Origin of the sequence: Candidatus Phytoplasma luffae, assembly GCF_018024475.1 — a bacterium.
In the GTDB taxonomy this organism is placed as follows: domain Bacteria; phylum Bacillota_I; class Bacilli_A; order Acholeplasmatales; family Acholeplasmataceae; genus Phytoplasma; species Phytoplasma luffae.
In genome coordinates, this window is sequence record NZ_CP054393.1 from 746453 (window position 1) to 769143 (window position 22691).

General features: G+C 22.6%; 14 protein-coding genes. 10 read left to right on the forward strand and 4 right to left on the reverse strand.

The genetic code is table 11. The annotated features are described in order from the left end of the window. The first annotated feature begins 337 nt into the window (after nt 1-337). The 9 genes from LFWB_RS03795 (at nt 338) to thrS (ending at nt 12732) form a co-directional block, all read left to right on the forward strand. Nucleotides 338-1282 (forward strand): IS3 family transposase, encoded by a 945-nt coding sequence (locus tag LFWB_RS03795; protein WP_210954511.1) that lies wholly within the window; start codon nt 338-340, stop codon nt 1280-1282. 915 nt (nt 1283-2197) lie between these two features. Beyond that, the gene (gene asnS / locus LFWB_RS03800) at nt 2198-3583 is read left to right on the forward strand and encodes an asparagine--tRNA ligase (RefSeq protein WP_420887580.1); all 1386 of its coding nucleotides are present in this window, start codon (nt 2198-2200) and stop codon (nt 3581-3583) included. A gap of 55 nt (nt 3584-3638) precedes the next feature. Further along, entirely contained in the window at nt 3639-4736 is a 1098-nt protein-coding gene (locus tag LFWB_RS03805) for an ABC transporter ATP-binding protein (protein WP_210954685.1), read from the forward strand. Further along, entirely contained in the window at nt 4737-5687 is a 951-nt protein-coding gene (locus tag LFWB_RS03810) for a carbohydrate ABC transporter permease (protein ID WP_210954686.1), read from the forward strand. Between the two features lie 211 nt (nt 5688-5898). Beyond that, nucleotides 5899-6627 (forward strand): carbohydrate ABC transporter permease, encoded by a 729-nt coding sequence (locus LFWB_RS03815; protein ID WP_210954687.1) that lies wholly within the window; start codon nt 5899-5901, stop codon nt 6625-6627. Next, nucleotides 6548-8149 carry an ABC transporter substrate-binding protein gene (locus LFWB_RS03820; protein ID WP_210954688.1) on the forward strand — a complete coding sequence of 534 codons (1602 nt, stop codon included), beginning with the start codon at nt 6548-6550 and terminating at the stop codon, nt 8147-8149. The genes LFWB_RS03815 and LFWB_RS03820 overlap by 80 nt, the downstream gene beginning before the upstream one ends. A 267-nt stretch (nt 8150-8416) precedes the next feature. Further along, on the forward strand, nt 8417-9361 hold the full coding sequence (locus LFWB_RS03825) for a DHH family phosphoesterase (RefSeq protein WP_210954689.1): 945 nt from the start codon (nt 8417-8419) through the stop codon (nt 9359-9361). A gap of 30 nt (nt 9362-9391) precedes the next feature. Next, nucleotides 9392-10762, forward strand: a complete 1371-nt coding sequence (gene mnmE, locus LFWB_RS03830; protein WP_210954957.1) for a tRNA uridine-5-carboxymethylaminomethyl(34) synthesis GTPase MnmE — start codon at nt 9392-9394, stop codon at nt 10760-10762. A gap of 44 nt (nt 10763-10806) precedes the next feature. Beyond that, nucleotides 10807-12732 (forward strand): threonine--tRNA ligase, encoded by a 1926-nt coding sequence (thrS, locus tag LFWB_RS03835; RefSeq protein WP_210954690.1) that lies wholly within the window; start codon nt 10807-10809, stop codon nt 12730-12732. A 152-nt stretch (nt 12733-12884) separates the two neighbouring features. On the opposite strand, the gene LFWB_RS03840 is transcribed toward thrS, so the two are convergent. From LFWB_RS03840 to LFWB_RS03855, 4 genes are all read right to left on the reverse strand, one after another. Continuing rightward, nucleotides 12885-14669: an ABC transporter ATP-binding protein gene (locus LFWB_RS03840; RefSeq protein WP_210954691.1), complete on the reverse strand. Its 1785-nt coding sequence runs from the start codon at nt 14667-14669 to the stop codon at nt 12885-12887. Between the two features lie 10 nt (nt 14670-14679). Then, nucleotides 14680-16329 carry an ABC transporter ATP-binding protein gene (locus LFWB_RS03845; protein ID WP_246454220.1) on the reverse strand — a complete coding sequence of 550 codons (1650 nt, stop codon included), beginning with the start codon at nt 16327-16329 and terminating at the stop codon, nt 14680-14682. Between the two features lie 243 nt (nt 16330-16572). Beyond that, on the reverse strand, nt 16573-18189 hold the full coding sequence (groL, locus tag LFWB_RS03850) for a chaperonin GroEL (protein WP_210954693.1): 1617 nt from the start codon (nt 18187-18189) through the stop codon (nt 16573-16575). Nucleotides 18190-18236: 47 nt separating this feature from the next. Continuing rightward, on the reverse strand, nt 18237-18497 hold the full coding sequence (locus LFWB_RS03855) for a co-chaperone GroES family protein (RefSeq protein WP_210954694.1): 261 nt from the start codon (nt 18495-18497) through the stop codon (nt 18237-18239). A gap of 1593 nt (nt 18498-20090) precedes the next feature. Between LFWB_RS03855 and nrdE the strand changes: the two genes are divergently transcribed. Continuing rightward, the gene (gene nrdE / locus LFWB_RS03860) at nt 20091-22652 is read left to right on the forward strand and encodes a class 1b ribonucleoside-diphosphate reductase subunit alpha (RefSeq protein WP_210954695.1); all 2562 of its coding nucleotides are present in this window, start codon (nt 20091-20093) and stop codon (nt 22650-22652) included. The last annotated feature ends 39 nt before the right edge of the window (nt 22653-22691 follow it).

Below are 22691 nucleotides of genomic sequence, written 5' to 3' on the forward strand. Positions count from 1 at the left end.
TGTCGATATATCTTTTTTTTAAATCATTATTAATTATCGATATAAATAACATCTCTTTTTTAAAACCCTTTCCATTGGAAAAAGATTGTTTATAAAAATATAAATCAAATAATATAAGCGCTGGAGCGCTAACAAAAATAAAAAGAATACATAATAAAAAGAAAAATAATAAAGAATCCCCCCATTACGCTGCCCCCCTTTTTTTTCAAACCTTACCAATTTCATCAGCGCAAAACTAAAAAATAAAACAAATTAATGGTATTTTTTTGATTTAAAAACCTTTTTGAATTATAATTATTAATATAATCAAAAAAAATAAGGTAAATAGTGTTTAATAATGAAAAAATTAAAACAAAAATTCAAATTATTGCAAAAAATGATTGAAAAAATAACTAAAATTGATAAAAAAATAGTTTTTAATTTGGTTAAAAAATTTAAAAATAACTTAAATCTTACTACCATTTTAAAAACTATCCAAATCAAAAGAAGTACTTATTATTACTGGTTAAAAATTAAAGAACAATTAAAATTAAAACAAGAAAAATACCTTTTGCAACAAAAAAGAATCGAAGCTTTATGTTGTAATCATGAATATTTTTTCGGTCATCATAAAATTACTGTTTTATACCAAAAAACTTTCAATGAATCAATTACTAAGAAAAAAGTTTATCTCATTATGAAAGAAAAAAATATTTTTTGTCGGTTAAGAATTAAAAAAAATAAACATCATTATAAAAATAATTTACAAAATAAAATTAAAATAGTACCTAACTTAATCAATCAAGAATTTATTTCATCTCGACCCCTACAAAAACTATTCACTGATATTACTTATTTTAAAACTCCTCAAGGTTTTTTATATTTTTCTTGTGTTATAGATTCTTTTAATAATCAAATTATCGCTTCACATACTTCTAATTGTCAAAATAAAGATTTAGTATTAAAAACAATCCAAAAATTACCTAAATTAAAAAAACCTTGTATTATTCATTCTGATCAAGGTTCAGTTTATCAATCTCTAAAAGTTCAACAAATCCTAACTAAAAAAGGTTTTTTAATCAGCATGTCCCGCAAAGCCACTCCACGTGATAACGCAGTAATTGAAAATCTGTTCGGCCAAATGAAAAGTATTTTATATCATCGTCATCCTTTTTTATTTCAAAAAACAATTCCAAAAATCACAAAAATAATTAATCAATTTCCTTCTTTTTGGAATCATAAATGGCTTTTAACTAAATTAAATAATTTATCCCCTTTACAATATTTTCAAACTCTTAGATAAATTATTAGTTAAATTTACATAAATAATATAACCTTATAAAAAAGGTTACTTTTCTGCACCCTTTTTTTAAGAAAAATATTAAAATTATATAAAAGATTATTTTCTTTTTATTTTGTAGACACCTTTTTAACTTTTTTTACCTAACTATATATATGGAAGGGTAAAATATTGAAAAAAATATCTTTTGAAACTAGCAAATTATTAAAAAACTTTAGACACTTTTTAATTTAATTAAAAACAACTTTGTTAGTTTGAAAAGATATGAAATTATCTACTTAATTTTAAGTTTTAAAGAACAATTTTAAAATTAAAATATGTCCAAAAAAATGGAACAGCGCACTAATATTCTATTTTTTATATTTTTAATTTATCTAATTTAGTTAAATTAATTTATAAGAGAATTAAAAAATTTAGTTTATTATTTATTCCAAAAAATAATTAAGTTTATAACTATAATAATATAAAAAAATAGAAAAATAAATCTGAAATCAAAATCTATTTAATTTATCCATAATATTTTATTAAACAGAAACTATTTATCTTTATAAATGGTTAATATTATGATAAAATGAAGATAGTAAAATATATAAAAAAATGATAATAAAATTAATTAGAATATAAAATTAAAAAGTATTTTTATCTTAATTTGAATTAAAAAAATTTAAATTAAATAAGTTAAAAATTAACATAATTTAATATTTTTTAATATAAAAAAATTTTAAATTTTAAATATAAATTTAAAAACATTATAATATATTAGAATAGTTATAATAAAATAATTTATCAATTATATTATCAAAATATAAATTTCAATTTATCCAAAAAAATTTGTAAATATTTTTTAAAAATTTTATCGATAAATAAAACAATTCATAAAATGATGATATTAATTGCTATTATTAAAGGAATATAATAATGTTTTCTGTCAAGACCCTTTATAAAAATTACGAATCATATATAAATAAAAAAATTTATATTAAAGGTTGGGTTAAACACTTACGTTTTCAAAAAAAAATATTTTTTTTGGATTTAAACGATGGAACTTATTTAGAAGGTTTACAAGTTGTTTATAAAAATATTGGCGATCCTTCTTTTGACGAAATAAAAGATAAATTACAAGTAGGAGTTTCTTTACATTTAGAAGGTGAATTGGTTGTTAACCCTAAAGCTTCTCAACCTTTTGAATTATTAGCTAATAAAATAATTCTTTTAGGGAAGAACCATATTCCTTATCCGATTCAATCTAAAAAACATTCTAAAACTTTTTTACGTCAATTCCCTCATTTAAGAACTAGAACTAATATTTTCGGTGCTGTTTTTAGAATCAGAAATACAGCTAGTTGTGGAATTCATGAATTTTTCCAAAAAGAAGGTTTTATTTGGGTGCATACCCCTATTATTACTGTTAGTGACGGTGAAGGAGCAGGTGAATTATTTCAAGTTACTACTTTAAATTTAAACCAAATACCTTTAGACCAAAATAAAAAAGTAGATTATACACAAGATTTTTTTAAAAAACCTACTTTTTTAACTGTGACAGGTCAATTAGAAGGAGAGGCGCTTGCTTTATCTTTTAAGAAAATTTATACTTTCGGACCTACTTTTAGAGCTGAAAATTCTAATACTACTAAACATATATCTGAATTTTGGATGATAGAACCTGAAATAGCTTTTTGTGATTTGCAAGAAAATATCAAAATAGCACAAAAAATGATTCAATATGTAATTAATTTTTGTTTAGAACGGAATAAAGAAGATTTTATATTTTTAGAAAATAATGTAGAACCTAACTTAATTCAAAGATTACAAAAAGTAGTTGAATTAGAAGTTTTTAAACAAATCACATATAAAGAAGCTATTCAAATTTTGATAAATAGTAAAATAGTTTTTGAAAATAAACCTTATTATGGAGCTGATTTATCTAAGGAACACGAGAAATTTTTAACTAATTTGTTTCAAGAGCCTATTTTCATTATTGATTGGCCTATTAATATTAAAGCTTTTTATATGAAAAATAATGATGATAATGAAACTGTAGCAGCTATGGATTTATTAGTTCCTCAAATAGGAGAATTAATAGGCGGTTCACAAAGAGAAGATGACCTACAAATTTTAAAAAATAAAATGAATCAATTTAACATTTCTACAAAAGAATTAGAATGGTATTTAGATTTAAGACGTTTTGGAAGTTGTATACATTCAGGTTTTGGTATGGGATTCGAAAGGTTATTAATTTTTTTAACTGGTTTGGATAATATTAGAGATGTTATAGCATTCCCTAGAACTCCTAAAAATGCTTAGTTTTTAACAAATTAAAAAATTAATTAAATATAAATTAAAGGATTTTTTTATAACCATGGGAATAATATTAGAAAATGTTTCTAAGAATTTTATAAATAAAAAAAATAAACAAAAATATTATGCAGTTAATAAAATTAATTTAAATATATCTACTGGTGAATTGATTAGTTTATTAGGGCCTTCAGGTTGTGGAAAATCGACTATTCTTTATATGATAGCAGGTTTAACCCAAGTTAGTGAAGGTAAAATTTTATTTGATGATAAAGATATAACTAATGTCCCTCCTGAAAAAAGAGGTATTGGTTTAGTATTTCAAAATTATTCTTTATATCCGCATATGACAGTTTTTCAAAATATTACTTTTCCGTTGAAGAATTTAAAATTTTCCGATGAAGACATTAAAATAGAAGTAGAAAGAATTTCCGCATTAGCTTCAATAGAAGATATTTTAGATAAAAAACCTTCCGAATTATCAGGAGGACAACAACAAAGAGTATCTTTGGCTAGAGCCTTAATTAAAAAACCTAAAATTTTATTATTAGACGAACCTTTATCTAATTTAGATACAAGACTTCGTTTAAAAATGAGAGAAGAAATTAGAAGAATTCAAAAAAAGACTAAGATTACAGCTATTTTTGTTACTCACGATCAAGAAGAAGCAATGTCTATAAGTGATAAAATTTATGTTATGAATAAAGGAGTTATCCAACAAAAAGATATTCCGAAAAAAATTTATAACAATCCCGTTAATTTATTTGTTGCATCTTTTTTAGGAGTTCCTCATATTTCTCTATTTAACGGAAAAATAAAAGATGATAAACTTTTTTTAGGAGATATAGTTATACAACAAGATCCTGAATTTAAAAAAATTAAAGAACAAGAAGTGCATTTAGCGATTAGACCAGAAGGGTATATAGCTGATAAAAATGGACTTTTAGAAGTTGAAGGTATAGTTTTAGAAAATATAGGGAGGGAATTATTTTTATTAGCTAAAAATCCTCATTCTATTCATTCTAATTTTCAAATAATTATTACCAAAAAACAAGAAAATGAATTAAATTTAAAAGATGTATACAAAAAAAAATTCCGTTTTAATATTTCGAAAAAAAATTTTTTCCTTTTCGATAAAATTACTGGCGGTAGGATTTATTAAATGTTTTGTATCAAAGAAAAAATAAAAAAAAAAATAAACATTAATTTTTTATACCTAATCCCTGCTATAATAGTTTTAAATATTTTTGTTTTTTTTCCTTTAGTTAAAGTTTTGGCTATCGCTTTTAATAGTAATTATAATAAATTCGATGATTCACTCGGGACTAAAATTGGCGAGATTTTTAGTTTTAAAAATTTTCAAAATATTTTTCAAGAACATGAATTTAGATTCGCTTTGTTAAATACTCTTTTATTAGTTTTGTTAGTGCCTCCTATATCATTGACTTTTGCTTTATTAATCGCTTTAGCTTTGAATAATATTAAAAATCGTTTTTTTAAAAACACTTTTAAAACTTTATTTTTTCTACCTATGATTTCTAATACAGTAATTATGGGAATGATTTTTAGTATTGTATTTTATTGTAATACTTTTGGAATTGCTTCTAATAATCCTGACGGTTTATTCAACTCTTTTATAAAATTATTTGGTTGGAAATCGCAAGAATTTGTAACTGTAACAGCTCCTTATCATAATAAAATTTTTGTTTTAATTTTATATAATATGTGGGCTAGATTACCTTTTAAAATTTTTGTTTTTGTTTTATTTTTACAAGATATTGATAAATCATATTATGATGCTGCAAAAGTCGATGGCGCTTCAAAATGGCGTATTTTTTATAAAATTACATTGCCTTTAATAGCTCCTGTTATTTTTTATCAATTTATTATAGAAATGATGGCTGTTTTTAAAGAATATGAATCTGTTGTTGGTTTGTTCGGAGCTTCTCATCAATACAAAATAGACACGATAGTTGGTTACATTTATAATCAATTGTCTAATACCACTTTAAAATCTTTTTCTAAAGGGGCAGCGGCTGCTATCGTCTTATTTTTTGCTTCTATTTTCTTTACTTTAATAGGTTTTTTTGTTTCAAAAAAAACAATAAAGTAATATAAGGTTTTTGATAATAATGAAAAAAATAATAAAAAAGATGAAGAATTATTTTTTAATTTTTAAAAATATTTTTAAGAAAAAAATTAATATTCTTACTTTAATAACATATTTATTTTTATTTTTTATTACTTTTATTTTTATTTTCCCTTTTTTCTTAATGTTTATTTTATCCGCAAAAGATTTTCAAGATATTGTACAAAACAACTATTTGTCTTGGCCTAATAAATGGAAACTTTGGGAAAATTATAAAGAATCTGTGCAATTGAATTCTTCATCATTTTTAAAATTATTTTGGAATACTTTCAGAATAACTTTTTTTTCTACTTTATTAGGCACTATTTGTTCTATTTTAACATCTTATGTATTAAGTATTCTAAAAATAAATTCAAGATTAAAATCTATTATGATAATATTTTTATTATTAAGTTTAATGACTGTAAGTGAAACTTTAGTACTTACTAATTATAGAACTGTTTCTGATTGGGGATGGGTAAATCACGGAAAAGATTCTGAAATTCCTTTTGGTAATGATTATGCTTTAATTTTTCCTTTTTTAATTAATACAATTCATATTTTATTATTAATTAAAACTTTTAATCAAATTCCTAAAGAATTATATTTGAGCGCTAAAATTGACGGAACTAGTGACTGGAAATATCTTTGGAAAATAATAGTTCCTATCGCTAAACCTACTATTATAGTAACTGTTATTTTTAGAATAGTGGCTGCTTGGAACGCTTATTCATGGCCTGCATTAATAGGAGCTAAATTATTAACTAATGTAACAAGAGCTAATTTTAATACAGATTCAGGAATGGAAAAAATTAATATTCAAATGGCTACCGCTATATTAATAAATGTTCCTTTATTTTTTATTTTTATTTGTTTTAAAAAATATATTATCTCAGGAGCAAACAGAAGTGGTATCAAAGGATAAAAAAAAAGATATTTTATTTATCTTTTGTTTTTTTATAGTTTGGCTAGTTATAATTTATATTTTTAATTTATCCCATTTAAAAGGTAAAGAAGAAAAATCAAAACTATATGGCGATTTAGAAACAAATTTACAAAACAAACCATTAGAAGAATGGGAAAAAGAATTTAAAAAAAAAGACACAAATGGAAAAAAATATAAAATTACATTTTGGCATAATTTATACACTGAAGAAGAAGAAATTATAAAAGAAATTATTGAAAAATTCGAAGAAAAATTTCCTCAAATTGAAATTAAAGCAAATAAAAAAAATTCTTGGGGTCAAGTTTTGCAAAGTGTTTCTAACGCTTTAAATGTTAACAAACAACCTAATTTAGTTTTTTCTTACCCCGATCATATTCAATTTTATTCTGGTTCTGGCAAAGTTGTTCCTTTAGATATTTTTATAAATAAAGATGAAGAATTTAAGGGAGACCAAATTAAAGAAAAATTTATTAAAAATTATGTACAAAAAATAAATCCAGATAATGAAGGGGGAAAATATTATTATTTACCTTTTTTAAAAACAACAGAAGCTATGTTTTACAATCGTGAATTATTGAAAGAAATTATAGAAAAATTAAAAGAAGAAGAAAAAAAAGAATTAAAAAAATTTGTCGATCTAGAAACAGGTGAATTAATAAAAGCAGAAATAAAATGGGACGAAATGAAGAAAATATGCGAAATATTAAAAAAAACACAAGGTGAAAATTTTATCCCTATATTAGTAAATAGTGGAGATAATTTATTCATAAATAGTATCGAACAAGTAAATTTGGACTATCCTACAAATGAAAAAGAAACAATACAAAATTTTTTTCAAAACCAAGAAGTCCAAAATATATTTCAATATTTTAAAAAAGATTTTTATGATAAAGACTATCTAACTTTAACTAAATTTGTCGGTGAAAATCAATCTGAAAAATTGATCAAACAAAAAAATATATGCTTTTTTATAACTTCAACAAGAAGATTCCAATATTTATATAATAAAGTTTATTCAAAAGATTCACTTCGTGTGCATGAAATACCTAAATATAATTATGAAGGACAAGTGGACAAAAGAAAAGAAAATCAAAATATTCTACAAGGACCTAACATTAATTTATTTTATTCTCAATCAACAGAAGAAATGATAGCTTCTTGGTTATTTTTAAAGGATTTAATTTCATTTAAAACATATGAAAAATTCTTTAATAAAGGATATTTGTTTAATATTGCTCAAACAGATTTTAAAAACAAATTAAATGAACAAAATCAGGTTTCAGAAACGCAAGAATTTTTAGACGAAATTATAAAAAATAAAGACGAAAATTATTTTTACACTAGTCCTATTTTTAAAAATTCTAATTATTTAAGAAATATTTTTACAGATCTTTTTATAGAAATTTTCACAATTAAAAATAAAAATATAGACATAAAAAAGGAAATTCAAAAATCTTTTGATGAAAATTACAAAAGATTTCAATTGAATTTTATTGAATAAAACAAAATTTAATTCCATAATCATATTAAAACTCTAAATATTCTATAAATATTGATGTTTCATAAACAAACTCAAAACTTAAAATATAAGTTTTGAGTTTGTTTTAATTAAACTTATTATATATTAGTTTTTTATAAAAAAAATAAAAATCGAAATTTATAAAAATATATTTTTATATATAAAGTGTTTATAACATATGTTAAAATAATAAAATATAATAAAGATAGTAAGAAATAATAAAATCAAAAAAGGAATTTTTATATTAAAATGAAATTAATTAAAAAATACATCGAACAATTCGAAACTATTATTATTCATGGTCACGCCAAACCTGATGGAGATTGTTACGGTTCTCAATTAGGATTAAAAAATATAATAAAAAATACTTATCCAGATAAAAATGTTTATGTGGTAGGCGAAACAGAACCAATTATATCTTTTTTAGGAAAAATGGATATTATTCCTGATGATTTTTATAAAAACGCTTTGGTTTTTGTTGTAGACTGTGGTCAAAAAAATGTCATTAGTGATTCACGATATAGTTTAGGTAAAATGATTATTAGAATTGATCACCATTTGTTTATTGAAAAAATTGGCGATTATGAATGGATAGATAGTAATTTCGGTTCTTGTTCAGAAATGATTTATCATTTAAAAAAAGTTAATAAGTTTAAATTAACAAAAGAAGGCGCATTACCTATATACACAGGAATAGTAACAGATACTGGTAATTTTCGTTTTGAAAGAGTGAATTCTACAACTTTACAAGTGGCCTCTGATTTATTAAAATATGATATCAACATTATGGAAATAGAAAAAAAATTAAACAGAAAAAATCTTGATTTTTTAAAATTTAAAGGTTTTGTATGTAGCAATTTTATATCTGAAGAAGGTTTTATTTATTTTAAATTTAACGAGGAAACAATAAAAAAATTTAATTTAAATATGGCATCTGCTTTTTCTATCGTTAATGTTTTAAATTGTACCAAAGAAAATTTAGTATGGGCTTTTATTTGTCAGTTATCTGATGGTAAATGGAAATTTAGCATTCGTACTTATGGTCCTTCTATAAGTCACATTGCTCAACGATTCGGAGGCGGCGGACATAGAAGAGCTTGTGGCGTAATTGTTAAAAATAATGATGAAATGAATCAAGTTATTAAATTAATAAAAGAATCTATTAAAGATTTTAAAAAAGAAAATAATAGTTAAAAAAAGATAAAAAGGCGATTGATATAAATGTTGGTAAACGATACAATAGCCGCCATCGCTACTCCTTTAGGAACAGGAAGTATTAGTGTGATAAGAATTAGCGGTCCTGAAGCTATTAAACAAATTAATAAAATATTTTTAAGTAAACCGAATCAAAAAGATTTATCAAAAGTAGCTTCACATACTATTCATCATGGTTTTATTTTAAACCATGATAATAAAATATTGGATGAAGTTTTAATTTCTATTTTTAAAGAACCTAACTCTTTCACAGGTGAAAATGTTGTTGAAGTTCAAGGCCATGGAGGAATTTTGATAACTCAATTGCTATTAGAAAGAATTTTATCTTTAGGTATCAGATTAGCACAACCAGGAGAATTTAGCAAAAGATCTTTTTTAAATAATAAAATAGATTTAATTCAAGCAGAATCTATTATGGATTTAATTTTTGCTAAAAACGAAAATGCTATCAAATTAGCCAACTCAGGATTACAAAAAAAAACATCTCAATTAATTGAAAAATTAAACACAAAAATTTTAGAATTAATCGGAAAAATAGAAGTTAACATTGATTACCCTGAATATGAAGATATCGAAATAATGACTAATGAAATTATTTTACCTAAAACCCAAAAACTCATTCTTCAAATGGAAGAAATTTTAAATTCTTGTGTAAATAATCGTTTTTTTAAAAAAGGATTACAAGTTTTAATTTTAGGTAAACCTAATGTCGGAAAATCTAGTTTATTAAATATTTTATTAAATGAAAAAAGAGCTATTGTTTCGAATATTCCGGGCACTACAAGAGATTATGTAGATGGTCATGTTAAAATTCAAGGAATTGATTTATTTTTAATTGATACTGCTGGAATACATAAAACAACAGATTCTTTAGAACAAATAGGAATAGATAAAACTAAAAAACTAATCCCTAAAGCAGAATTAATATTATTATTATTAGATCAAAATAATCCTTTAGAAGAAAATGATAAATTATTATTAGAATTAACAAAAAACAAAATTAGAATAATTATTACTAGTAAAAAAGATTTAACAAAAAGAATAGATTTATCAAACATAAAAGAAAAAATAATACAAATCTCTAATAAAACCGAAGAAGGAATCGAGGAACTAAAACAAACTATTTTAAAAAAATTCCAATTAAACAAAATTTCTGAGAAAGATTTTAATTATACGTCTAACTCTAGACATATACAACAAATACAAATTGCTTTAAAAGCTTTAAAAAATATTATTACAGATATTAAAAAAAATGTTGAGATTGATATGCATACAATAAATTTAAAAGAAGCTTTTGAAGCTTTAAATAATATTTTGGGTAAAAACGCTCAAGATAGTTTAATTAATGAATTATTTTCTAAATTTTGTTTAGGAAAATAAATTAATTATATATAAAAAATATATAAAAGGGAACATCATTTATAATGATTAATATTACATTTAAAAATGTACAAAAAAAAATTGTTAAAGGGGCAAATGTTTTAGAAATAATCAAAGAAAATAAAAACTATTTTCCACACAAAAATATAGCAGCTTATTTTAATAATCAATTGATTGATTTAAAACAACCTTTAGAAAATAATGGTAATTTAGAAGTTATTGATACAAAACATAACCAAAGTTTAGCCATTTTAAATCATAATACTAGTTTATTATTAGCTCAATCTATAAAAGAAATTTATACAAAATCTTTGTTAGTTTCTGGTTCAATTAATGAAGAAGGTTTTTATTATGAAATTGATTTCCAAAATGATAACGTTTCTATTAATGATTTAAAAAAAATAGAAGACAAAATGTATGAAATAGCTAATAAAAATTTAGAAATTTTTAAAAAAAAAATAACTTTTGAAGAAGCTTTAACATTATTTAAAGATAATAAATATAAACAGATTATGTTGCGAAAAAATCCTAAAAAATATATTAAACTTTATTGTTGTCAAAATTTTAAAGAATTGTATATACCAAGTGTTCATTTAATTAACACTAATCATATGAAAAATTTTAAATTATTAAATGTATCGGGTTCTTATTTTGAAGGAAGCACAAAAAACAATTCTCTAACTAGAATTTATGGGGTTTCTTTTTTTGATAAGAAAGATTTAAAAGAACATTTAAATCAACTAATAGAAAGAAAACAAAGAGATCATAAAAACATTAACAAAGAGAAAAATTTTTTTATGTTTTCGCCTGAAGTAGGTGTAGGATTACCCTTTTTTTTATCTAAAGGTGCTACTATTCGTCGCATTATAGAAAGATATATAGTTGACAAAGAATTGAATTATGATTATCAACATGTTTATACTCCTATTTTAGCAAATATTAAATTATACGAACAATCAGGACATTTGCAACTTTATAAAGAAAACATGTTTCCGATAATGGAATTTGAAAACAAAGAAAAATTAGTTTTACGTCCTATGAATTGTCCTCACCATATGATGATTTTTAAACAAAAATTACGTAGTTACAAAGAATTACCTTTAAAAATCGCTGAATTAGGTATGATGCATCGTTATGAACATTCAGGCGCTGTATCTGGTTTACAAAGAACTAGAGAAATGACTTTAAATGATGCTCATATTTTTATCGATCAAAATCAAATAAAAGAACAATTTAGCGAAATTATTAAATTCATTTTAGAAGTATACAAAGATTTTGATATTAAAGAATATAATTTTAATTTAAGCACAAGAGATAAAACAAACAAGCATAAATATTTTGACGATGACATTATATGGGAAAAATCAGAATCTTTATTAAAAGAAATATTAAAAGAATTAAATATACCATTTAAAGAAGTTAAAGGGGACGCTGCTTTTTACGGCCCTAAACTAGATATTCAAGTTTTAACAGCTTTAAAAAATGAAGAAACTTTATCCACCATTCAATTAGATTTTTTATTACCTAAAAAATTTAATTTAACTTATATCGGTACAGATAATAAAGAACACCATCCTATTTTAATTCACCGAGCTATAATTTCAACTTTAGAAAGATTTATTTCTTATTTAATAGAAAAAAATAAAGGTGCTTTTCTTTTATGGTTAGCTCCTGTACAAATTGTTTTAATCCCTATTAATAATCAAGCGCATTTAGAATACACTAAAAAAATAAAAAATTTATTTATTAAAAATAATTTTAGAATAGAATTAAATGATAAAGAAATGAGTTTAAATTACAAAATAAGAGAAGCGCAAAAAAATAAAATCCCTTTTCAAATTGTTATCGGAGATAAAGAAATACAAACAAATACTTTAACATTTAGACGTTATCAAAATAATAAACAAGAAAACATTAATTTAAATAATTTTATAAAAATGTTAAATGAACTTATTATAAATAAAAAATAATATTCATAAATTATTAAATACTATAAAAATAAAAACCTAGTTATTAATTAACTAGGTTTTTTTATAAAATAATTCTTTATAAAATATATAAAAAAATAATAATATTTTTTTTTAAAATTAAAAATTTAATTTTTGCTATTATTAGATTTATATTATTTTTGAAATTGACTTTGATAAAGGTTGTAATAAAAACCTTTTTTTTCTAATAATTCTCTATGATTACCTTTTTCAATAATTTTTCCTTGCTGTAAAACAACAATAACATCAGCGTTTACTATTGTTGACAAACGATGAGCAATAACAAAAGAAGTTTTATTTTTTAAAATTCTTTGAATGGATTTTTGTAAAATTAATTCTATTTGGGTATCAATAGTAGAAGTGGCTTCGTCTAAAATTAAAATAGAAGGATCTTGTAATAAAGTACGAGTTATTGTTATTAATTGTTTTTCTCCTTGAGATAAATTATTTAATTCTTCGTTTAAAACAGTATTATAACCTTTTTCTTTTTGAATGACAAATTCATGAAGATGAGTTTGTTTAGCCATTTCTATCGCTTCTTCATCTGTTTTATTAGGATTGCCATATTTAATATTTTCTAAAATAGTATCTGGAAATAACCAAATATCTTGTAATACTAATCCTACAATCGTTCTTAAATTCTGTTTGGTTAAATTTCTAATATCAATTCCATCAATAGTTATAGAACCTTTATCAATATCATAAAATCTAGTCAATAAATTAATTAAAGTAGTTTTGCCTGAGCCAGTAGAACCTACAATAGCTATTGTTTGATTTTTTTCTACAGATAAATTCATATTTTCGATAATAAATTTGTTCGGATGATATCCAAAAGATACATTATCAAAATTAACATAACCTTCTGCTTTATCTATAGTAATAGTTTCAGGATTATCTTTTTCTTCATATTCGGATAAAAATTCTGAAATTTTATACATTGCAGCTTTTGTAGATTGAATAACAACAAAAATATGACTCAATTCATTTATTGGACCGCCTAAAGCCCAAATATACTCAATAAAAGATTGAAAAATATATAATTGAATACCCACAAACCCTAATTTATATAAAATAGTTGTTGTATCTGAGGATCCTTTATATAATAATTGCTGACTTATAATAATAATAATCGCCAAAATAAAATATTTAATAAAATTCACAATAGGAAAAGTAATATTAGAAAAAAAATTAGATTTAAACATAAAATCAGATAAATTTTGATTTATTTTTTTAAACTCTTTAATACTATTTTCTTGTTGATTATATAAAAGAATTTCTTTATGACCAGTTAATTTTTCTTGTAAAAAACTATTATAAATAGATGTTTGATTAAATCTTTCAATAAAAATATTACGTGTTTTTTTATTAATAATAAAAATAATCAAAAAAGAAGAAGGAATCATAAAAAATACAATTAAACCTAAACGCCAATGAACCCAAAACATACAAGTTAATAACATAGTTATACGAAAAAAAGAATAAATAGAAGAGGCGAAAGTTTGCTGTAATCCGTTAGAGACAATATCCATATTATTAGTCAATTTATTCATAATATCACCAACAGTATTTTGATCAAAATATTTTATAGGTAATTTATTAATTTTCATATAAATATCTTGACGAATATTTTGGACACTTTTATGTATAGTGGTGACTAATAATTTATTATAAATAAACTTTCCTAGAAAACAACAAAAATACAAAGCTAAAATAAAAAGCAAAAATGAAATAATATGTTTTTTATATTTTGCTTCATTCTCTTCCGAACCGTCTACATAATAATTTTTTATATATTGAAAAATCTGTTTCCCTTCTAACAAAGGAATCATAGACTGAACAATAGCAATAATAAAAATAATACTAATACTAATTGTTATTTTTTTTCGAAAAGGTTTTAAATAAGAAAATATTTTTTTCATTGAAAAATCCTCATTTTATATTTTGAGAAAAAGCGATATCTTTATAAATAGAACATTTTTCCATTAGTTCTTGATGTGTTCCTATATTTACTATTTCGCCTTTATCCAAAACTATAATTTTATCAACTGTCAAAATAGAAGATAATCTTTGGGCCACTATTATAGTAATAGATTTTGTATTTTGTTCGAACAAAGATCTTCTAATTGCTAAATCAGTTGCATAATCTAAAGCTGAAAAAGAATCATCGAAAATATAAATATCAGGTTCTTTTAAAAAAGCTCTTGTAATAGAAAGTCTTTGTTTTTGTCCACCAGATAAATTAGAACCTAATTCGCTTACCGGTTCTTCTAATTGATACATTTTGTTTTGAATCATTTCGTATGATTGAGACATTTTAGATTTATCCAAAATATTTTCTTGACTAGCATTTTCTTTTCCGAATAATAAATTACTTAAAATAGTTCCTTTAAACAAAATATTTTTTTGAGAAACAAAACCTATTTTATTTCTTAACAATTTTAAATCATAATTTTTAATATCTATATTATTTATTTTAACTACTCCTTTGGAAGGATCTATTAAACGAGGAATTAAATTCATTAAAGTAGTTTTTCCTGAGCCTGTTTTACCAACAAAAGCTATTTTTTCAGATTCTTTAGCTGTAAAATTAATATTTTTTAAAATAAATTCTTCATTCGAATGATGACGAAAATAAACATTTTGAAATTCCAACGTTGTAATTTTTTCTAATTTTTCCATTTTATCTAAATTATTTTTTATAGAAGGTTGGATATTGAACAAAAATTGAATTTTTGAAACAGCTGTCAAAGTTTTAGGAAACATCATAAATAATAATAAAAAACTTAAAATATATGATAAAACCAAAACATTATAAGAGGTTACGATATATAATTCTTTTATATTTACTTTTTTAGAATAAATAAGATCAGAGCTTAAAAATATAGTCGCAATAAGAGAAATATTCAATAATATATAAAAAAAAGGTTCAATCGAAGATATAGAACGAAATAATTTAATTACTAAATTTGTAAAATTTGAATTAATTTGTTCAAATTTTTTTTCTTCTATTTTTTCTTTATTCAAACTTCTTATAATTTTTACACCTGTTACATCAGATCTAATTTTATAATTTAATTTTTCTAATTTTTGATGTATTCTTAATGATAAAGAAAAATTTTTTTTAATAATAAAAATTAAGATAATAATAAAACAAACAATAATACAGAAAAGACCATAAGTTAAAGTAGGATGGATACGCCACATAATTAAACAACAAACTAATAAAATAATAGGAGTACACAAAGCTACTTTATAAAAAGTAACAACGAAATTAATTATTTGATTGATGCTATAAGTGCTTCTACTAACTATAGTAGAGACTCCTAAATTTTCTACTTCGGAAATAGAAAAAGTATTTATTTTTTTAAACAAATCAGTACTTAAATCTTTAAATATAGAAGAGGACAATTTAGAAATACAAAAATTTAAAAGTAAATCTCCTGCAATAATACACAAAACTACAAAAATTAAAGAAATAATAATCTTATTTTGACTGCTATTTTCTTTTCCTATAAGACAATCGCCGACTATCCTTGGCATTAATAATTCAGAAGAAATAATTAATGCAAAAGAAAACATATTAATTAGAAGAAGTTTTTTATATTTAAAAATATATTTAAAAATTAATTTCATATTACTATTTTTTAAAAAAACTCTTTTCTGCTATTTATCTATAATATCCATCTATTATTATATTATTTTAACATTTTTTTAATTCTTATGATTAAAAAAGTTAATTAAATAAATAAAATTTTTATATAAAAAAATATTTATTTATTAATTAACTTTTTTTGATTGCTTAATTAATTGAAAAATCTTTTTTTAAAAAGAATTCATATCTAAATTTTTAGATAAATGTTTTTTATCTTTTGAAGAAAAAACAGCCGCTTCAGTTGTAACAAGAACTGAAGTAATAGAAGCTGAGTTTAAAATAACTTGTTTAGTTACTTTAGTAGGATCGATAATTCCTTGTTTAAGTAAATCTACATATTGTCCGTTTGAAGCATCAAAACCAAAATTATCTTCTTGTTTTAGTTGTTCTTTTAAAACTAAATCGCCATCAAAACCAGCATTTTCAGCAATTTGATAAGTAGGAATTAATAAACTATCTAATATAACATTAATACCTTTTTGAATATCGATATTAGTATTAACTAAAGTATTTTTTAATTCTTTATAAATTTCTACTAAAGTTTTCCCGCCGCCTACTAGAATTCCTTCTGTAACAGCCGCTTGAGTAGCGTTTAAAGCGTCTTCAATTCTAAGTTTTTTTTCTTTTAATTCTATTTCTGTAACTGCTCCAACTTTAATAACTGCTATTCCACCTGATAATTTAGCTAAACGAGATTTTAAATTATTTAATTCATAATCACTTTTTGTATTTTGAATATTAATTTCTATTTCTTTGATTCTTTCTGATAATTCTGAAGTTTTTTCTGCTCCCATCAAAATAGTATTATCTTGTTTAACGATCGCTTTTTTAATTCTTCCTAAATTTTCAAATTTAATTTCTTGCAATTGTGTATTTAAATCTTTATCAACGAAAGTAGCTTTAGTCAAAATTGAAATATCTTTTAATAATTCTTTTTGATTATCTCCGAAACCTGGCGCTTCGGTCATAACAATATTTAAAGCTCCATGAAATTTATTCAAAGCTAAAATATTTATTACATCATTATCAAATGAATTAGCGATAATTAATAAAGGAACAGATTTTTCTTTAACTTCTTCTAATAAACCACTAATTTCATTAATATTATTTATTTTATGATCAGTCACTAAAACAAAAGCATTATCTAATTCTGATGACATATTAGCAACATTAGTGATAAAAACACTTGATAAATAACCTTTATCATATTGCATTCCCTCTACTACTTCTAATTCTGTCTCAAATCCTTTAGATTCTCCTATTGTAATAACTCCTTTTTTAGTTACTTTTTCTATAGCAGAAACTATTATTTGTCCTATTTCTTTTTGTCCTGAAGAAATTGTTGCAACATTGGAAATATCTTCTTGTGTAGAAATAGGTTTAGATTTTTCTAAAATTTTCTCTACTACTTTTTGAGAAGCTTCTAAAATTCCTTTTTTAATCAAAATAGGTTTATATCCTGAATTTACATATTTAAAACTTTTTTGAATCATGCTTTGAGCTAAAACGATAGCTGTTGTCGTCCCATCGCCAGCGTTATCATTTGTTTTAATAGCGGCTTCGCTTATCAATTTAACGCCCATATTTCGCAAAGGTTGTTCTAATTTGATTTCTTTAGCTATTGTTACTCCGTCATTTACGATAGAAGGTAATCCGTTTTCTTTTTCTAAAGCAACATTATTTCCTTTAGGTCCTAAAGTTAATTTAACAACATTTGCTAAAGTATCAACCCCTTTTAAAATTTCTTCTCTTGCTTCTTTTCCAAAAATAATTTTTTTAGATGGCATTAAATTTCTTTTCCCTTTCTATTTATTTATATATTAATTATATTCAATTAAACTAAGATAGCAATTATATCTTCTCTTTTCACAATCAAATATTCTTCATTTTGGATTTTAATTTTAGTAGCATAATGTTCTTTAAAAACAACTTCATCATTAGGATTAATATCTTTAACTTCAACGCCACAATTTAAAATAATACCTATATTGTCCTCTTTATCTTGTTTGCTTAATTGCAATAAGATTCCCGATTTACTTTTAACTTCTTTTTGTTTTAATTTTAAAACAACATAATTATCCAATGGCTTGATCAATTTAATAATCCTTCCTTCTTTCGTTATTGTTTGTCATATTTTGGTTATCACTATATTTTATTAATTTTTTTTATACTTTTTTTAAAAAAAAATACAAATAAATTATAATATAAAAAATATTATTAAAATATGTTTTTTTTAATATTACATGTATAAATTTCGTTTATAAAAAAAATAATTATAAATTGAATATATTTATAAAAATAATAACTTTTAAAAATGTCCAAAATTTAAAAAAACTTGTTTTTTTCTTTCGAATTTTAATTGTAAACAAAAAGACTCAAAAATGAGTCTTTTTTTATGCATATTATAATTTTAAATCAATTTGATTAATTTGTTCACAAATATTGTGAAAAAGTTTATTTTCTATATTTTTGATTAACGCTAAAAATAAATTAAAAAATATTATCTTTTCAAATAAGAAAACTATAAAAAATTAACTATTTTTTATTCATTTTAATATATTTTGTAAATTTGAAAAAAAATATAAATTCAAACCTTTAATTAGTCTCTTAAAAAATATTTTTTTAAAAATAAAAAATGTATTAAAAAATCAAAAAGAGCGATGAAAAAAGTCTTTTAAATTACAAAAAATTATTTTAAGGGATAAATTTAACGTTCGGCATCGATAGCGATTACATAAAATAAACTTTTAACTATAGAACCTAAAAAACGGCTTATTTCATCATAAGATATTTGAAAAATGGATAAACTATTTGATTTATTTAAAAATAAAACCGTTTGTCTCGCGAATAAATATAAAGAAAAAATTCTCTTATAACCTTTTACAAAAGAAAAAATTAAAATTAAAACGAAATGAAGAAAAGATATTAAGTGTATTTATACATGTTAATTTTTATAACAAATAACTACTTTAAATTTCTTCATCAGTATCTAAAAAATTTCAAAAATTAATTTATTCCCTAATTGATTTGTTTCAAATTTTACACATTTTTATTTTTTAAAATATTTATTCAATAATAATAAATTTGTTAATCTTTTTTTTGATATTATATTATTATTATTTATTAAATTAAATTTATATTTTTTTAAAAAAAATAATTAGTGTATTTTTTTAAAATTACACTAATTATTTTAAAATTTATAAAAATGATTATAAAATGAGAATATTAAAGGATTTTTTTTTATTACAAAATTACACTAACTTCATTTAGTGTAATTTTTTTCTTATTAAAAATAATTAATTTTTTATTTTCTTATTAAAAAAATTTAAAAAAAATATTTTTTTCAATAAGAATGATTTTAAAAGAAAATAATTAATTTTTTTTAATAAGAAAAATGTGATTTAATTATAAAAAAATTACACTAACTAACAAAAAAATTACACTAACTAACAAAAAAATTACACTAATTTTTTTTTGAAAAAAATTATTTTCACCAAATAAAGAATCTAAAATTAAAAAAATAAAAAAGTTAGTGTAATTCTGAACAACCCACTAACAATAACAATTTAAATTTAATATAAAAAAATAAAAAAAATAATTTTTTATTTTTTTCAATTACTTTTAATTATTGTATAATTTAAATATAATAAATTAAAAATTTAAAAAGGGTTTTTTATTATGAATAAATATGAATGAATTAGAAATAAAAATAATTTATGACGGCTTCGAAAAAGGTAACGTTTATGATTTTTCAAAACAATTTATTGATTACGAAATAGAAAATATTGAAAAATTTAAAAATATTGATAATAAAAAACTTTTTTTAATAACTAAAACAGTTGAATTTGGCAAAACATCAAAAGAAACTAAAAATTTTTTAAAAAAATATTCTCATTTTGTTATCGGTGTCGCTGTTTCCGGAAATAGAAATTACGGAAGTAATTTCGGAAAAGCAGGAGAAAATATTGAAAAAGAATTTAATATTCCTTTGGTTCTTAAATTTGAAGGTAAAGGTTTTGAAGAAGATTTTTTATATTTGAGACGATGGTTAAAAAATTATTCTGGTAAAAAACAAACAAATTTATACGAAAAATATCAAGAAAATGTTGAAGGTGTTTTGAATAAAATTCAATCAAAAACAAAAAAAGAAAACAATACTAACAAAATTCCTTCTTGGAATATTCTTAATAATCAAATTATTAATGAAAATGGTTATATTAATGATTTAAATAAAGATTTAGAAGCAATTGAAGAATTTATTAAAAAAGAAATCAAACCTAAATTAATGGTTTTTTCTACTTTAAAAGAAAAAATAACTTTTTTAATTGAAAATGAATATTACGAAGAAACTTTTTTAAAATTATATTCTTGGGAAGAAATAAAAAAAATTTATCAAATAGCGTATGCGAAAAAATTTAAATTTACTTCTTTTATTGGAATTTTTAAATTTTACCATGATTACGCTTTAAAGACAAGAGATAAAAAACAATATTTAGAAAATTATGAAGATCGTTTGGCGATAAATGCTTTGTATCATGCTCATGGGGATTTTTTGAAAGCTCAGAAAATCGTTGCTCATTTGATAGAACAAAATTTAACTCCTGCAACTCCAATTTTATTGAATACAGGTTTAAAGAAAAGAGGGGAGTTTGTTTCTTGTTTCCTTTTAGAAGGGGGCGATTCATTAAATGATATCTCACGTATTAATGAATTTTCGATGCAATTATCTAAATTAGGCGGAGGGGTTTCTATTAATCTTTCCAATTTGCGTGCCAAAGGCGAATCTATTAAAGGAATTCGAGGCGTTTGTAAAGGGATAGTTGGAGTTTGTAAGATTTTAGATTATTCTTTCCGTTATGCTGATCAAATGGGTCAAAGATTAGGCGCGGGAGCGGTTTATTTAAATGTTTTTCACGCTGATATTGAAGATTTTTTGAATACGAAAAAATTGAATGCGGATGATGATATTCGGGTTAAAACTTTATCTTTGGGAGTTGTGGTCCCTGATAAAATGTTAGAATTGGCTAAGAAAAATGAAAAAATGGCTCTCTTTTACCCTCATAATGTTTATAAAGAATATAATTTAAATTTTGCTGATTTAAGTATTGAAATCGATAAATGGTATGATGTTTTATTAAATAATCAGAAGATTAGAAAAAAATTTATTAATCCCCGTTCTTTGTTGGAGTTGATCGCTCAACAACAAGGGGAATCAGGTTATCCTTATATTATGTTTTGCGATAACGTTAATAAAGTGAATCCTTTACTTGATAAGATTAAATTTTCTAATTTGTGTACAGAAATATTACAACCAACGATTACTTCTTTGTATGCTTCTTATCATGAAAGGGAGAAGGATCAAATCGGAATGGATGTTTCTTGTAATCTCGCTTCGGGACATATGGGGAATATGTTTAAAAACAAAGCGATTAAAGAAACTGTTTTTGTCGCGATGGAGATTATGAATTCTGTTTCTTTGAATACGAATATTAATCATGTTCCTGCGGTGTCGAAAGCTAATAAACTGAATCGAAGTGTCGGTTTCGGAATTATGGGTCACCATGGTTTTATTGCGGAAAACATGATTAGTTTTGGAAGCCCAGAAAATATTGAATTAATTGATGTTTTCTTTAATATGTTAAATTATTATTCTTTATTACATTCTTGCCTTGAAGCTCAAAAAACCAAACAAACTTTTTATCAATTTGAAAAAACAGATTATTGCAACGGCAAATACTTTGAAAAAAAAAAAGCTATTTACCCTCAATTAGAAAAAGTGAAAAAACTTTTCGAAGGGATAGAGATTCCTTCTGATCAAGATTGGTCAACTTTGAAAGAAGCAGTGATGAAACATGGTTTATATAATTCTCATCGTTTGGCGGTAGCCCCTAACGGTTCTATTGGTTATATTATGTCCGCTACTCCTTCTTTGACTCCGATTAAACAATTAGTGGAGGAAAGAACTTACGGGAATTCTAAAACTTATTTTCCTGCTCCTGGTTTAAAAGATTACGCTTTTATGTATCAAACAGCTTATAAAATGGATAAATATAAAATTATTGATGTTATCGCCACCGCTCAAAAACATGTTGATCAAGGTATTTCTTTTGAATTATGTATTACTTCCGATGTCACAACCAGAGGCTTACAAAAATATTATTTATACGCTCATCATAAAGGTATTAAAACTCTTTATTATACACGAACACAAAAATTAAAAATTAGTGAATGTGAAACTTGCGGGGTTTGATTTTTATGAATTAAAATTTTTTTTCAAGGGTAAATTTAA